This is a genomic window from Paraburkholderia sp. FT54 (assembly GCF_031585635.1).
Taxonomy (GTDB): domain Bacteria; phylum Pseudomonadota; class Gammaproteobacteria; order Burkholderiales; family Burkholderiaceae; genus Paraburkholderia.
This window is the reverse complement of the sequence record NZ_CP134195.1, coordinates 254,810-270,345: the sequence shown is the minus strand read 5'-3', so window position 1 is coordinate 270,345 and position 15,536 is coordinate 254,810. Positions and strand designations below refer to the sequence as shown.

General features: G+C 59.8%; 8 protein-coding genes. 1 reads left to right on the top strand and 7 read right to left on the bottom strand.

The window, feature by feature from the left end:
• Nucleotides 1-6 precede the first annotated feature (6 nt).
• From tuf to rpoB, 7 genes are all read right to left on the bottom strand, one after another.
• Complete coding sequence (tuf, locus tag RI103_RS01225; protein WP_012434572.1) at nt 7-1,197, bottom strand: elongation factor Tu; 1,191 nt, start codon at nt 1,195-1,197, stop codon at nt 7-9.
• Between the two features lie 47 nt (nt 1,198-1,244).
• The gene (fusA, locus tag RI103_RS01220) at nt 1,245-3,347 is read right to left on the bottom strand and encodes an elongation factor G (RefSeq protein WP_115781225.1); all 2,103 of its coding nucleotides are present in this window, start codon (nt 3,345-3,347) and stop codon (nt 1,245-1,247) included.
• A gap of 134 nt (nt 3,348-3,481) precedes the next feature.
• On the bottom strand, nt 3,482-3,952 hold the full coding sequence (gene rpsG, locus RI103_RS01215) for a 30S ribosomal protein S7 (RefSeq protein ID WP_006053291.1): 471 nt from the start codon (nt 3,950-3,952) through the stop codon (nt 3,482-3,484).
• 179 nt (nt 3,953-4,131) lie between these two features.
• Entirely contained in the window at nt 4,132-4,512 is a 381-nt protein-coding gene (gene rpsL, locus RI103_RS01210; RefSeq protein WP_006998493.1) for a 30S ribosomal protein S12, read from the bottom strand.
• 222 nt (nt 4,513-4,734) lie between these two features.
• The gene (gene recQ / locus RI103_RS01205) at nt 4,735-6,582 is read right to left on the bottom strand and encodes a DNA helicase RecQ (RefSeq protein WP_310813672.1); all 1,848 of its coding nucleotides are present in this window, start codon (nt 6,580-6,582) and stop codon (nt 4,735-4,737) included.
• Nucleotides 6,583-6,799: 217 nt separating this feature from the next.
• Complete coding sequence (gene rpoC, locus RI103_RS01200; protein WP_132376694.1) at nt 6,800-11,038, bottom strand: DNA-directed RNA polymerase subunit beta'; 4,239 nt, start codon at nt 11,036-11,038, stop codon at nt 6,800-6,802.
• A 21-nt stretch (nt 11,039-11,059) separates the two neighbouring features.
• Nucleotides 11,060-15,166: a DNA-directed RNA polymerase subunit beta gene (rpoB, locus tag RI103_RS01195; RefSeq protein WP_310813671.1), complete on the bottom strand. Its 4,107-nt coding sequence runs from the start codon at nt 15,164-15,166 to the stop codon at nt 11,060-11,062.
• 124 nt (nt 15,167-15,290) lie between these two features.
• On the opposite strand from rpoB, the gene RI103_RS01190 reads away from it, so the two are divergent.
• On the top strand, nt 15,291-15,533 hold the full coding sequence (locus tag RI103_RS01190) for a hypothetical protein (protein WP_310813670.1): 243 nt from the start codon (nt 15,291-15,293) through the stop codon (nt 15,531-15,533).
• Nucleotides 15,534-15,536: the final 3 nt, after the last annotated feature.

Here is a 15,536-nt window from a genome sequence, read left to right as displayed (position 1 = left end):
GCGATTTTACTCGAGAATCTTGGCAACCACACCTGCGCCGACCGTACGGCCGCCTTCGCGGATGGCGAAACGCAGACCTTCTTCCATCGCGATCGGGTTGATCAGCTTCACCGTGATCGACACGTTGTCGCCCGGCATGACCATTTCCTTGTCCTTCGGCAACTCGATCGAGCCCGTCACGTCCGTCGTACGGAAGTAGAACTGCGGACGGTAGTTGTTGAAGAACGGCGTGTGGCGGCCGCCTTCGTCCTTGCTCAGCACGTACACTTCAGCCGTGAAGTGCGTGTGCGGGTTGATCGAACCCGGCTTCGCCAGCACCTGGCCACGCTCCACGTCTTCACGCTTCGTGCCGCGCAGCAGGATACCCACGTTGTCGCCTGCCTGACCTTGATCGAGCAGCTTGCGGAACATTTCCACGCCCGTGCAGGTCGTCTTCACCGTCGGCTTGATACCAACGATTTCGATTTCCTCGCCGACCTTCACGACGCCGCGCTCAACGCGACCCGTCACCACCGTGCCGCGACCCGAGATCGAGAACACGTCTTCCACCGGCATCAGGAACGCGCCGTCCACTGCGCGCTCCGGCGTCGGGATGTACGTATCCAGCGCGTCGGCCAGATTCATGATCGCCACTTCGCCCAGCTCGCCCTTGTCGCCTTCCAGCGCCAGTTTGGCCGAACCCTTGATGATCGGCGTGTCGTCGCCCGGGAAGTCGTACTTCGACAGAAGTTCGCGAACTTCCATCTCGACCAGTTCCAGCAGCTCGGCGTCGTCCACCATGTCGCACTTGTTCAGGAACACGATGATGTACGGCACGCCAACCTGGCGCGCCAGCAGGATGTGCTCACGCGTTTGCGGCATCGGGCCGTCAGCGGCCGAGCACACCAGGATCGCGCCGTCCATCTGCGCTGCACCCGTGATCATGTTCTTCACATAGTCAGCGTGGCCCGGGCAGTCGACGTGCGCGTAGTGGCGGTTAGCCGTTTCGTACTCGACGTGTGCCGTGTTGATCGTGATACCACGTGCCTTTTCTTCCGGTGCCGCGTCGATCTGGTCGTATGCCTTCGCTTCGCCGCCAAACTTCTGCGTCAGAACCGTCGTGATCGCTGCCGTCAGCGTGGTCTTGCCGTGGTCAACGTGACCGATCGTGCCGACGTTCACGTGCGGCTTGGTCCGTTCGAATTTACCTTTAGCCATGTTTCTCTTCTTTCAAAAAGTTAATCGTTGAATGACTTGCCGCGCGATTACTTCGACTTGGCGTTGATGATCGCTTCCGACACGTTACGCGGTGCTTCGGAGTAGTGCTTGAACTCCATCGTGTACGTTGCACGACCTTGGGTCAGCGAACGCAGCGACGTCGAGTAGCCGAACATTTCCGACAGCGGGACTTCGGCGCGAACGATCTTGCCGCCGCCAACCATGTCGTCCATGCCCTGAACGATGCCGCGACGACCCGACAGATCGCCCATCACGTTGCCCATGTAATCTTCAGGCGTTTCGACTTCCACAGCCATCATCGGTTCGAGGATGACCGGTTGAGCCTTGCGCATTGCTTCCTTGAACGCCATCGAGCCGGCCATGCGGAACGCATTTTCGTTCGAGTCGACGTCGTGGTACGAACCGAACGTCAGGTGAACCTTGACGTCGACGACCGGGAAGCCTGCCAGCACGCCTGCCTTCAGCGTTTCCTGGATACCCTTGTCCACCGCCGGGATGTATTCGCGCGGAATCACACCGCCCTTGATCTCGTCGAGGAACTCGTAGCCCTTGCCTTGCTCATTAGGCTCGAGCGTAATGACCGCGTGGCCGTACTGGCCGCGACCACCCGACTGCTTGACGAACTTGCCGTCAACGTCTTCAGCCTTGCCGCGAATCGTTTCGCGGTATGCAACCTGCGGCTTGCCGACAGTCGCTTCCACGCCGAATTCGCGCTTCATACGGTCAACCAGAATTTCCAGGTGGAGCTCGCCCATGCCCGAAATAATGGTTTGGCCCGATTCTTCGTCCGTTTGAACGCGGAACGACGGATCTTCCTGTGCCAGACGGTTCAGCGCCAGGCCCATCTTTTCCTGGTCAGGCTTCGTCTTCGGCTCAACAGCCTGCGAAATCACCGGCTCCGGGAAAATCATGCGCTCGAGCACGATCGGGCTTTGCGGATCGCACAGCGTATCGCCGGTCGTTGCGTCCTTCAGGCCGACAGCAGCAGCGATGTCGCCTGCGCGGACTTCCTTGATTTCTTCGCGTTGGTTCGCGTGCATCTGCAAAATACGACCCAGACGCTCCTTCTTGTCTTTGGTCGCGTTCAGCACGGTGTCGCCCGAATTCACAACGCCCGAGTACACGCGGAAGAAGATCAGCTGGCCGACGAACGGGTCGGTCATGATCTTGAATGCCAGTGCCGAGAACTTTTCGTCGTCGGCAGCGCGGCGTTCACCCTTTTCACCGTTTTCCAGCTCGCCCGTAACCGGCGGGATGTCGATCGGCGACGGCAGGAAGTCGAGCACGGCGTCCAGCATACGTTGCACGCCCTTGTTCTTGAACGCGGTGCCGCACAGCATCGGCTGGATTTCGCAAGCGATCGTACGGTCGCGCAGACCCTTGACGATTTCCGCTTCCGTCAACTCGCCTTCTTCGAGGTACTTGTTCATCAGGTCTTCGCTCGACTCAGCAGCCGCTTCGACCATCTTTTCGCGCCACTCGTTGCACGAGTCGACCAATTCCGCCGGGATCTCTTCGTACGAGAACTTCGTGCCTTGCGACGCGTCGTCCCAAATGATCGCCTTCATCTTCAGCAGATCGACGACGCCCGTGAAGTTTTCTTCCGCGCCGATAGGCACCACGACCGGAACCGGGTTCGCCTTCAGACGCAGCTTGAGCTGGTCGTAAACCTTGAAGAAGTTCGCGCCGGTACGGTCCATCTTGTTGATGAACGCGAGACGGGGAACCTTGTACTTGTTAGCCTGACGCCACACGGTTTCCGACTGGGGCTGAACGCCGCCCACAGCACAATAGACCATGCACGCACCGTCGAGCACGCGCATCGAGCGCTCAACTTCAATCGTGAAGTCGACGTGGCCCGGGGTGTCGATGATGTTGATGCGATGCTCAGCGCGGTCGCCGGCCATGCCTTTCCAGAACGCCGTGGTAGCAGCGGACGTGATCGTGATGCCGCGTTCCTGCTCCTGCTCCATCCAATCCATGGTGGCAGCGCCGTCGTGAACTTCGCCAATCTTGTGGTTCACGCCGGTGTAGAACAAGATGCGCTCGGTCGTCGTCGTTTTGCCGGCGTCGATGTGAGCGCTAATACCGATGTTACGGTAGCGCTCGATAGGTGTCTTGCGAGCCACTTTGATCCTCTATTGGGATGACGCGATGCGAGAAAATACCCATCGCGCTGTAACACAAACGGGCGAGGCGCTTTGTAAGCGCACCCGCCCGGAATTTCTTTCCGTTTTTTCTGCTAAACCCGGGTTCGGGAAGCTTAGAAACGGAAGTGCGAGAACGCCTTGTTGGCTTCTGCCATCCGGTGAACTTCGTCGCGCTTCTTCATTGCGCCGCCACGGCCTTCGGCCGCTTCGGAGAGTTCACCTGCCAGACGCAGGGCCATCGACTTCTCGCTGCGCTTCTTCGCGGCTTCACGCAGCCAACGCATCGCCAATGCCATACGACGCGACGGGCGCACTTCGACCGGAACCTGATAGTTCGCACCACCAACGCGGCGGCTCTTCACTTCGACCACCGGCTTGACGTTGTTGAGCGCTACCGTGAACACTTCCAGCGGGTCCTTGCCACCCTTGGTCTGGATCTGTTCGAAAGCGCCGTACACGATACGCTCGGCAACCGACTTCTTGCCGGAGAGCATCAGCACGTTCATGAACTTAGCTACATCAACGTTACCGAACTTCGGATCCGGCAACACTTCCCGCTTGGGGACTTCGCGACGACGCGGCATGTTTCTTCCTTTAACTTTTCAGTTGGAGCTACTTTTAGCCCCGCGGCCACCAACTAACCCGATTCATCCCTAGCGACTTACCAGCCTGGTCGGGTGACCACTTACTCGACAGCACCGGCGATTCCGGCGCCACCGCTATTACCGCCTTTGCAGGCGACCTGAAACTACTGACCGGCCAATTACTTGCCAGCCTTGGCACGCTTCGCACCGTACTTCGAGCGAGCCTGCTTACGATCCTTGACGCCCTGGGTATCCAGCGAGCCGCGAACCATGTGGTAACGCACACCCGGCAAGTCCTTCACACGGCCGCCGCGAATCAGCACGACCGAGTGTTCCTGCAGGTTGTGGCCTTCACCACCGATGTACGAAATGACTTCGAAGCCGTTCGTCAAACGAACCTTGGCAACCTTACGCAGTGCCGAGTTAGGCTTCTTCGGCGTCGTGGTGTACACACGGGTGCACACGCCGCGACGCTGGGGGCAGTCCTGCAAAGCCGGGCTCTTGCTCTTCGTCGTTTCCGACGCGCGGCCTTTGCGAACCAGTTGATTGATGGTTGGCATTGTTTATTCCTGAAATTGAACAAAATCGACGCATATGTTTCCGGGCAAAGCAGAAACGATTGCGCATCGAGCTTCCGGACCGAGTAGTCGGCGCATGAATTGACTTCGCGCGCAGGCATTCCAAGAACCGGAACCTAGCATAATATTCCGAAAATACTAAGGGAGTCAACAGGTTGCGATGTTTCGCACCCCTGCCGACCCGCTGAGGTGATCGCTAACCGGTCAGTCCGCGGCGACGACTTCCAGCAATTCATCGCCGAAACGGTCGAGTTTGCGTGCGCCCATACCCGGAATGCCCCGCAAATCCTCAATCGAGTCGGGGCCGTTGCGGGCAATTTCTGCCAGAGTCGCATCGTGGAAAATCACGTAGGCTGGCACGCCGTCGCTCTTCGCGGTTTCAGTGCGCCATGCCCGCAACCGCTCCCAGCGCGCGCGTTCACGCGGGCCCATGCCGATCGTCGGGTCGGCGCGCTCGCTGGTGCGGCCGGACGATTGACGCGTGCGCGTGGGCTTTACATAGCGCCGCATCGTGACGTTCTGCTCACCTTTGAGCACTGGCTTGCTTGCCTCGGTCAGAACCAGGGAGCCGAAGCCTTCATGGTCTACCGTCAGATAGCCGAACGCGACCAGTTGACGAAATACCGCGCGCCACTCTGGCTCGCCCAGTGCCGAGCCGATACCGAACGTGGTCAGCTTCTCGTGGCCACGCTGCAGGATTTTCTCGCTGCTATTGCCGCGCAGGATGTCGATCAGATGACCGGCGCCGAAATGAAATCCACTCGCCCGCTGCGCGCGAAACACACACGACAACGCCATCCGCGCCTCGCGCGTCGCGTCCCACGTATCAGGCGGTTCAAGGCAGTTGTCGCAGTTACCGCACGGCTTGCTCGACTCGCCGAAATACGCGAGCAGCCGTACTCGCCGGCAGGTCGCCGCCTCGCACAGCCCGAGCAATGCGTCCAGCTTGCCGGTTTGAACGCGTTTGTGCGCGTCATCGGCGTCCGACTCGTCGATCATCTTGCGCTGCTGCACGACGTCGCCGAGGCCGTAGGCCATCCACGCGTTCGCCGGCATGCCGTCGCGGCCCGCGCGGCCCGTTTCCTGATAATAGCCTTCGACGCTCTTCGGCAAGTCGAGGTGAGCGACGAAACGCACGTCCGGTTTGTCGATGCCCATGCCGAATGCGATCGTCGCGCACATCACGATCCCTTCCTCGCGCTGAAACATCTCCTGATGCTTCTGGCGGATTTCGAACTCCATGCCGGCGTGATACGGCAGCGCGCGCATCCCTTTTTCCTTCAGCCACTCCGCCGTCTCTTCGACCTTGCGACGTGACAGGCAATAGACGACACCGGCATCGGTCGTGCCGTCCGGCTTCGAATGCTCGGCGCGAATGAAGTCCAGCAACTGCGTACGCGCATTGTCCTTCTCGACGATGCGATAGCGGATGTTCGGCCGGTCGAAGCTGGACACGAAAATGCGCGCGTCGTCCAAGGCGAGGCGGTGGATGATTTCGTCGCGCGTGATTGCGTCAGCTGTGGCCGTCAGCGCGATTCGCGGCACGTTCGGGAACCGCTCGTGCAGCACCGACAACTGAATATATTCCGGCCGGAAATCATGCCCCCATTGCGACACGCAATGCGCTTCGTCGATGGCGAACAAGCCGATGCGCGTGCGCTCCAGCAACTCCTGGAAACGGGGCGTCATCAAACGCTCCGGCGCCACGTAGAGCAGATCGATTTCGCCTTCGCGCAATGCGCGCTCGGTCGCCATTGCCTCGGCGCTGGAGAGCGTCGAATTCAGATACGCGGCGCGCACGCCCACTTCGGTGAGCGCGGCCACCTGATCCTGCATCAGCGCGATCAGCGGAGAAACGACGATGCCGGTGCCGTAGCCGCCCTCGCGGCGCACCAGCGACGGAATCTGATAGCAGAGTGACTTGCCGCCGCCCGTCGGCATCAATACGAGGCAGTCGCCGCCGCCGGCGACGTGCTCGACAATTTCGCCCTGCTGCCCTCTGAACGCGGGGTAACCGAAGACTTCGTTGAGGATTTCGAGCGGACGGGACATGAATTTGAGAGAAGCAGCGTGATGCCGGTGACACGAATTTTACCAACGCATTCGTGCTGCGCCCGCGCTTTACCGCAACGTTAGCCGTTTGGCCTAACAAAGTCGGGCAAGCGCGTAAAAAGAAAGCGCATAAAAAAAGCCGCTCAGTCGAAACTGAGCGGCTTCGCTGGCTGGTGAGCCCAAGCGGCTTGCGCCGCCGGGACTTACTGACCTGAGCTTACTCGCCTGAGTGCTGCTGTTCGGCGGCCGGGGTTTCCGGCGTACCGAATTCGAACGACTCTTCCGCTGCGATCTGATCGAAACGCTCGCGGTCGGACAGTTCCTTGCTCTTGCGTGCCTTGTGGAACGCGAGACCCGTACCGGCCGGAATCAAACGGCCGACGATCACGTTTTCCTTCAGACCACGCAGGTCGTCGCGCTTGCCCATGATCGCCGCTTCGGTCAGCACGCGGGTCGTTTCTTGGAACGACGCCGCCGAGATGAACGAATCGGTCGACAACGAGGCCTTCGTGATACCGAGCAGCACGTTTTCGTACGTTGCCGGACGCTTGTCTTCCGCGATCATACGATCGTTCTCGTCGAGCATATCCGACCGCTCAACCTGTTCGCCCGGGATGAAACGCGTATCGCCGTTGTCCGTAATCTGCACGCGGCGCAGCATCTGACGAACAATCACTTCAATGTGCTTGTCGTTGATCTTCACGCCTTGCAGACGGTACACGTCCTGCACTTCGTCCACGATGTAACGCGACAGCGCTTCGACGCCCTGCAAACGCAGAATGTCGTGCGGATCCGCCGGCCCGTCGACGATCATTTCGCCCTTGTTGACGACCTGACCATCGTGCACCAGAACCTGCTTTTCCTTCGCGATCAGGAACTCGTGCTGGTTGCCCTCGAGGTCCGTGATAACGAGACGCTGCTTGCCCTTCGTGTCCTTACCGAACGACGTCGTACCCGTGACTTCCGCCAGGATACCGGCGTCCTTCGGCGAACGTGCTTCAAACAGTTCCGCCACACGCGGCAGACCGCCGGTAATGTCACGCGTCTTCTGCGATTCAGTCGGGATCCGTGCGAGCACTTCACCGACCTGCACTTGCTGACCGTCCTTCACGGTGATCAGAGCGCCGACCTGGAAGCCGATCTGCACCGAATGCTCGGTGTTCGGGATCTTGACTTCTTCGCCGTTCGCATCGAGCAGCTTGACCTGCGGACGCACCGTCTTCGACGCTTGCGAACCACGACGCTTCACGTCGATCACGACCAGCGTGGAGAGACCCGTCACGTCATCGATCTGCTTGGCAACCGTCACGCCTTCTTCGACGTTTTCGAACTTCACCGTACCGCCGTACTCGGTGATGATCGGACGCGTCATCGGATCCCACGTCGCCAGTTGCGTGCCGGCCTTGATCTGCGCGCCGTCCAGTTGCAACAGCGTCGCGCCGTACGGCACCTTGTGACGTTCGCGCTCGCGACCGTGGTCGTCGGTAATCATGGCTTCGCCCGAACGCGAGATGACGATCTGCTCGCCCTTCGCGTTGGTGACGTAACGCATCGTTGCCGTGAAACGCACCGTACCGTTCGACTTCGCTTCAACCGACGAAGCCACTGCCGCACGCGACGCCGCACCACCGATGTGGAACGTACGCATCGTGAGCTGCGTGCCCGGTTCACCGATCGACTGCGCAGCGATCACGCCGACTGCTTCACCGACGTTGACCGACGAGCCGCGGCCCAGGTCGCGACCGTAGCAGGCCGCGCACAGACCGTAACGCGTTTCGCAAGTCAGCGGCGTACGCACGCGCACTTCGTCGATACCGAGGCGTTCGATTTCTTCGACCGCGTCTTCGTCGAGCAACGTGCCCGTTTCGTACAGCGTTTCCTGCGATTCCGGATTGACGACGTCAGCCACCGTCACGCGACCCAGGATACGGTCACGCAGCGCTTCGACGACTTCACCGCCTTCGACCAACGCCTTCATGGCGACGCCGTTGGACGTACCGCAATCGTCCTCGACCACCACCAGATCCTGCGTCACGTCGACGAGACGCCGCGTCAGGTAACCCGAGTTAGCCGTCTTCAGTGCCGTATCAGCCAGACCCTTTCGTGCGCCGTGGGTCGAGATGAAGTACTGCAACACGTTCAGGCCTTCACGGAAGTTCGCCGTAATCGGCGTCTCGATGATCGAGCCATCCGGCTTCGCCATCAGGCCGCGCATACCGGCCAGCTGACGAATCTGAACCGCGGAACCACGAGCACCCGAGTCCGCCATCATGTAAATCGAGTTGAACGATTCCTGACGCGTTTCGTTGCCGTCGCGATCCGTGACCGGTTCCGTCGACAGCTGTTCCATCATCGCCTTGCCGACCGCTTCCGACGTTGCCGACCAGATGTCGACCACGTTGTTGTAGCGCTCTTGCGAGGTAACAAGACCCGACATGTACTGACGGTCGTATTCCTTCACCTTCTTCGCGGCGTCACCGACGATGGTTTCCTTCTGCGGCGGCACGAGCATGTCGTCGACGCAGATCGAGATACCAGCGCGCGTTGCCAGACGGAAACCCGACTGCATCAACTGGTCGGCGAAAATCACCGTTTCACGCAGACCGCACTTGCGGAATGCGGTGTTAATGAGGCGCGAGATTTCCTTCTTCTTCAGCGGCTTGTTGAGCACCGAGAACGGCAGGCCCGGCGGGAGAATTTCCGACAGGATTGCACGGCCGACGGTGGTCGGGTACAGCGTGATCTTCGGCACGAACGCCGGCGCACCTTCCGACTTGTCTTCGTTGTGGACCATTTCGGTGATCCGCACGTTGACGCGTGAGGCGAGCTCGACTTCCTTGTTCTCGTAGGCACGCAGCGCTTCCGAGACGCCCGTGAACGTCAGGCCTTCGCCCTTGCCGTTCACTGCTTCACGAGTCGCGTAGTACAAGCCGAGCACGATATCCTGCGACGGCACGATCGACGGATCGCCGTTGGCCGGGAACAGGACGTTGTTCGACGCCAGCATCAGCGTGCGCGCTTCCATCTGCGCTTCCAGCGACAGCGGCACGTGAACAGCCATCTGGTCACCGTCGAAGTCGGCGTTGAACGCCGCGCAAACGAGCGGGTGCAGCTGGATTGCCTTACCTTCGATCAGCACCGGCTCGAAAGCCTGAATGCCAAGACGGTGAAGCGTAGGCGCACGGTTCAGCATGACCGGATGTTCGCGAATGACTTCTTCGAGAATGTCCCACACCACCGGCGTCTGGTTCTCGACTTCCTTCTTCGCAGCCTTGATGGTGGTAGCAACACCCATCACTTCGAGCTTGTTGAAGATGAACGGCTTGAACAGTTCGAGCGCCATCAGCTTCGGCAGACCGCACTGATGCAGCTTGAGCGTCGGACCGACCACGATCACCGAACGGCCCGAATAGTCGACGCGCTTACCGAGTAAGTTCTGACGGAAACGACCGCCCTTACCCTTGATCATGTCGGCGAGCGACTTCAGCGGACGCTTGTTCGCACCAGTCATGGCCTTACCGCGGCGACCGTTGTCGAGCAGCGAATCGACGGCTTCCTGCAGCATCCGCTTTTCATTGCGGACGATGATTTCAGGCGCCTTCAGTTCGAGCAGACGCTTCAACCGGTTGTTACGGTTGATCACGCGGCGATACAGGTCGTTCAGGTCCGACGTCGCGAAACGGCCGCCGTCCAGCGGCACCAGCGGACGCAGTTCCGGCGGCAGCACCGGCAGCACTTCGAGCACCATCCAGTCAGGCTTGATGCCCGAACGCTGGAAAGCCTCGAGCACCTTCAGGCGCTTCGCGTACTTCTTGATCTTCGCTTCCGAACCCGTGTTCTTGAGTTCGGTGCGCAGCATCTCGACCTGTTCGTCGATGTTGATCGCGCGCAGCAGTTCGCGCACGCCTTCCGCGCCCATTTCAGCGCGGAATTCGTCACCGTACTCTTCGACCTTGTTGTAGTAATCCTCTTCCGTCATGATCTGCCGCGCTTTCAGCGGCGTCATGCCCGGATCGATCACCACATATGCTTCGAAGTACAGCACGCGTTCGATATCGCGCAGCGTCATGTCGAGCACCATGCCCAGACGCGACGGCAGCGACTTCAGGAACCAGATGTGCGCAACCGGCGAGGCCAGTTCGATGTGGCCCATGCGTTCGCGACGCACCTTTGCCAGCGTCACTTCGACGCCGCACTTCTCGCAGATCACGCCACGATGCTTCAGGCGCTTGTACTTGCCGCACAGGCACTCGTAGTCTTTGATCGGGCCGAAAATCTTGGCGCAGAACAAACCATCGCGTTCCGGCTTGAACGTCCGGTAGTTGATGGTTTCCGGCTTCTTCACTTCACCGAACGACCACGAACGGATCTTGTCCGGCGAAGCCAGACCGATCTTGATCGCGTCAAAAACTTCAGGCTGTTGGACTTGCTTGAATAGATCGAGCAGAGCTTTCATTGCTTTCTCTCCGTAGTCCGATTAGTTGCGGTCGAGGTCGATGTCGATACCGAGCGAGCGGATTTCCTTCACCAACACGTTGAAGGATTCCGGCATGCCGGCGTCGATCACGTGATCGCCCTTGACCAGGTTTTCATAAACCTTGGTCCGGCCAGTCACGTCGTCCGACTTCACCGTCAGCATTTCCTGCAGCACGTACGATGCGCCGTACGCTTCGAGCGCCCACACTTCCATTTCACCGAAACGCTGGCCACCGAATTGCGCCTTACCGCCCAACGGCTGCTGCGTCACGAGCGAGTACGGGCCCGTGGAACGCGCGTGCATCTTGTCGTCGACCAAGTGGTGCAGTTTCAGGTAGTGCATGTAGCCGACCGTCACCGTACGTTCGAACATTTCGCCCGTGCGGCCGTCGTACAGACGCACCTGATTCTTCGACGGCGTCATGCCGAGGTTCTTCGCGATGTCGTCCGGGAATGCCAGATCCAGCGCGCGCGACATCTCTTCTTCCGTCGCGCCGTCGAACACCGGCGTAGCGAACGGCACGCCTTCGCGCAGGTTCTTCGCCAGTTCGACGATCTCGTCGTCCGTGAAGCTGTCCAGCTCTTCGGCGCGGCCCGACTCGTTGTAGATCTTGGTCAGGAATTCGCGCAGTTCAGCAATCTTCGCCTGACGCTGCAGCATTTCGCCGATACGCCAGCCGAGACCCTTCGCGGCCCAACCCAGATGCACTTCGAGAACCTGACCCACGTTCATCCGCGACGGCACGCCGAGCGGGTTCAGAACGACGTCAGCCGGACGGCCGTCGGCCATGTACGGCATGTCTTCGATCGGAACGATCTTGGACACGACACCCTTGTTACCGTGACGGCCGGCCATCTTGTCGCCAGGCTGCAGGCGGCGCTTGACTGCCAGATACACCTTGACCATCTTCAACACGCCCGGCGGCAGTTCGTCGCCTTGCGTGAGCTTCTTGCGCTTTTCTTCGAACGCCAGATCGAACTGGTGACGCTTCTGTTCGATCGAGTCCTTGATGGCTTCGAGCTGTGCCGCTGCTTCTTCGTCCGCGAGGCGGATGTCGAACCAGTGGTAGTGATCCAGATCTTGCAGGTAAGCCTGTTCGATCTTCGTGCCCTTGGCCAGTTTCTTCGGACCGCCGTTCGCGACCTTGCCGTCGAGCATACGTGCGAGACGCTGGAACGCGTCGCCTTCCACGATGCGCAACTGGTCGTTCAAATCTAGGCGATAGCGCTTCAGTTCATCGTCGATGATCTGTTGCGCGCGCTTGTCGCGCTGAATGCCTTCACGCGTGAACACCTGAACGTCGATCACCGTGCCGCTCATGCCCGACGGCACGCGCAGCGACGTGTCCTTCACGTCCGAAGCCTTTTCACCGAAGATCGCGCGCAGCAGCTTTTCTTCCGGCGTCAGCTGGGTTTCGCCCTTCGGCGTGACCTTGCCGACCAGCACGTCGCCTGCTTCGACTTCAGCGCCGATGTAGACGATGCCCGACTCATCGAGACGGCCGAGTTGCACTTCAGCCAGGTTCGAGATGTCGCGCGTGATTTCTTCCGGTCCGAGCTTCGTGTCGCGAGCCACGACGTTCAGTTCTTCAATGTGGATCGACGTGTAGCGGTCGTCAGCAACCACCTTCTCCGAGATCAAAATCGAGTCTTCGAAGTTGTAGCCGTTCCACGGCATGAACGCGACCAGCATGTTCTGGCCGAGAGCCAGTTCGCCGAGGTCGGTCGATGCACCGTCAGCCAGCACGTCGCCACGCGACACGATGTCGCCGACCTTCACGATCGGGCGCTGGTTGATGTTCGTGTTCTGGTTCGAACGCGTGTACTTGATCAGGTTGTAGATGTCCACGCCGACGTCGCCAGCAACGGCTTCGTCGTCGTTCACGCGGATCACCATACGGCCTGCGTCGACATAGTCCACCACACCGCCGCGGAATGCCTGAACCGTCGTGCCCGAGTCGACCGCCACCGTGCGTTCGATACCCGTACCGACCACGGCCTTTTCAGGACGCAGACACGGCACAGCCTGACGCTGCATGTTCGAACCCATCAATGCGCGGTTCGCGTCATCGTGCTCGAGGAACGGAATCAGCGATGCTGCCACCGACACGATCTGTGACGGCGCCACGTCCATATACTGGATGCGGTCCGGCGTGACCATCAGCGTTTCGCCGGCTTCACGCGACGACACCAGTTCGTCGGTCAGCGAGCCGTCGGCAGCAACCGCCGCGTTCGCCTGAGCGATCACGTAACGGCCTTCTTCGATCGCCGACAGATAGTCGATCTGATCGGTCACCTTGCTGTCCACGACCTTGCGATACGGCGTTTCGAGGAAGCCGTATTCGTTCAGGTGCGCGTACAGAGCGAGCGAGTTGATCAGGCCGATGTTCGGACCTTCCGGCGTTTCAATCGGGCACACACGACCGTAGTGAGTCGGGTGCACGTCGCGGACTTCAAAGCCTGCGCGCTCACGCGTCAAACCGCCCGGGCCAAGTGCCGAAACACGGCGCTTGTGGGTAATTTCCGAAAGCGGGTTCGTTTGGTCCATGAACTGCGACAGCTGCGACGAACCGAAGAACTCGCGAATCGCCGACGAAATCGGCTTCGAGTTGATCAGGTCGTGCGGCATCAGGTTTTCGCTTTCGGCCTGGCCGAGGCGTTCCTTCACAGCACGTTCGACACGCACGAGACCTGCGCGGAACTGGTTTTCCGCCAGTTCGCCAACGCAACGCACACGACGATTGCCCAAGTGGTCGATGTCGTCCACTTCGCCCTTGCCGTTGCGCAACTCGACCAGGATCTTGATCGTGGCGAGGATGTCGTCGTCTTGCAGCGTCATCGGACCGACGATTTCGTCGCGGCCGACACGGCGATTGAACTTCATACGACCCACCTTGGACAGGTCGTATGCGTCTTCGCTGTAGAACAGACGGTTAAACAGCGCCTCGACCGCTTCTTCGGTCGGCGGTTCGCCCGGACGCATCATGCGGTAGATCGCGATGCGCGCGGCCATCTTGTCCGCGGTTTCGTCGATACGCAGCGTAGACGAGATGTACGGACCTTGATCCAGATCGTTCGTGTAGAGCGTCTGGATGTCTTTGATCTTCGACTCGCGCAGCTTCTCGAGGACGGTTTCCGTGATTTCGTCATTCGCGTTGGCGATGACTTCACCGGTGTCGCCGTCGACGACATTCTTTGCCAGCGTGCGGCCGAGCAAATAGTCTTCCGGAACCGAGATGAACTTGGTCTTGGCGTTGTCGAGGTCGCGAATGTGCTTCGCGTTGATCCGCTTGTCCTTCTGGACGATCACGTTGCCATCACGGTCCGTGATGTCGAAACGCGCGACTTCGCCACGCAGACGCTCCGGCACGAATTCCATCTGAGCGCCTTCCGGCATCAGCGTGAAATTGTCGAACACGAAGAAGTTTGCGAGGATCTGTTCCGGCGTGAGGCCGATTGCCTTCAGCAGGATCGTGACCGGCATCTTGCGGCGACGGTCGACGCGGAAGTACAGCACGTCCTTCGGGTCGAACTCGAAATCGAGCCACGAACCGCGGTAAGGAATGATACGTGCCGAGAACAGGAGCTTGCCCGAGCTGTGCGTCTTGCCCTTGTCGTGTTCGAAGAACACGCCGGGCGAACGGTGCAGCTGCGAAACGATCACACGTTCCGTGCCGTTGATGACGAACGAACCCGTCGGCGTCATGAGCGGAATTTCGCCCATGTACACTTCCTGTTCCTTCACTTCCTTGACGACCGGCTTGCTCGGCGATTCCTTGTCGAGCAGCACCAGGCGCACTTTCGCGCGCAGTGCCGAGCAGTACGTCAAACCGCGCTGCTGACATTCCTTGATGTTGAATGCCGGCGGCGACAGCATGTAGCTGACGAACTCTAGACGAGCGAACCCGTTGTGCGAAACAATGGGGAAAACCGAGGTAAACGCAGCCTGCAGGCCTTCCGGCTTGCGTTGCGTGGACGACGTGTCTGCTTGCAGAAACGTGCTGAATGATTCAAGCTGGGTAGCCAGCAGGAAAGGTACTTGGTGAACGATGGGGCGCTTCGCAAAACTCTTGCGAATACGCTTCTTCTCGGTGAAGGAATATTGCATACGATCTCCGAATCACGGCGGGCATTGTTGTCGAGGCAGGATACCTTGATGAGACAACCCGAGTGTTCACCGACTGAGACCCGATGGCCGTCCGATGGCTTGAACGAGCCTAGAAGCTTGGTGGTTGGCCGCTACCAACCGCTGGCTGACGGCAGCGGATGCCTATGTTGCCCGCTACCCGACCAAACTTGCCTTCTGCAGTCGCTTCAGAAGACAAAGAGAAACGCCGGTCAATGTTGCCGAATGGCGGTTTTCTTTGGCTTCTGGGGCGTCGGTTCTTGCCGAAACTGGCTGGCAAAAACGTGGTCCCCACAAAGCACAAAAAGGCCGGCGGTGGAAAACCGCCAGCCTTCGCACAGCGCGCTGAAAC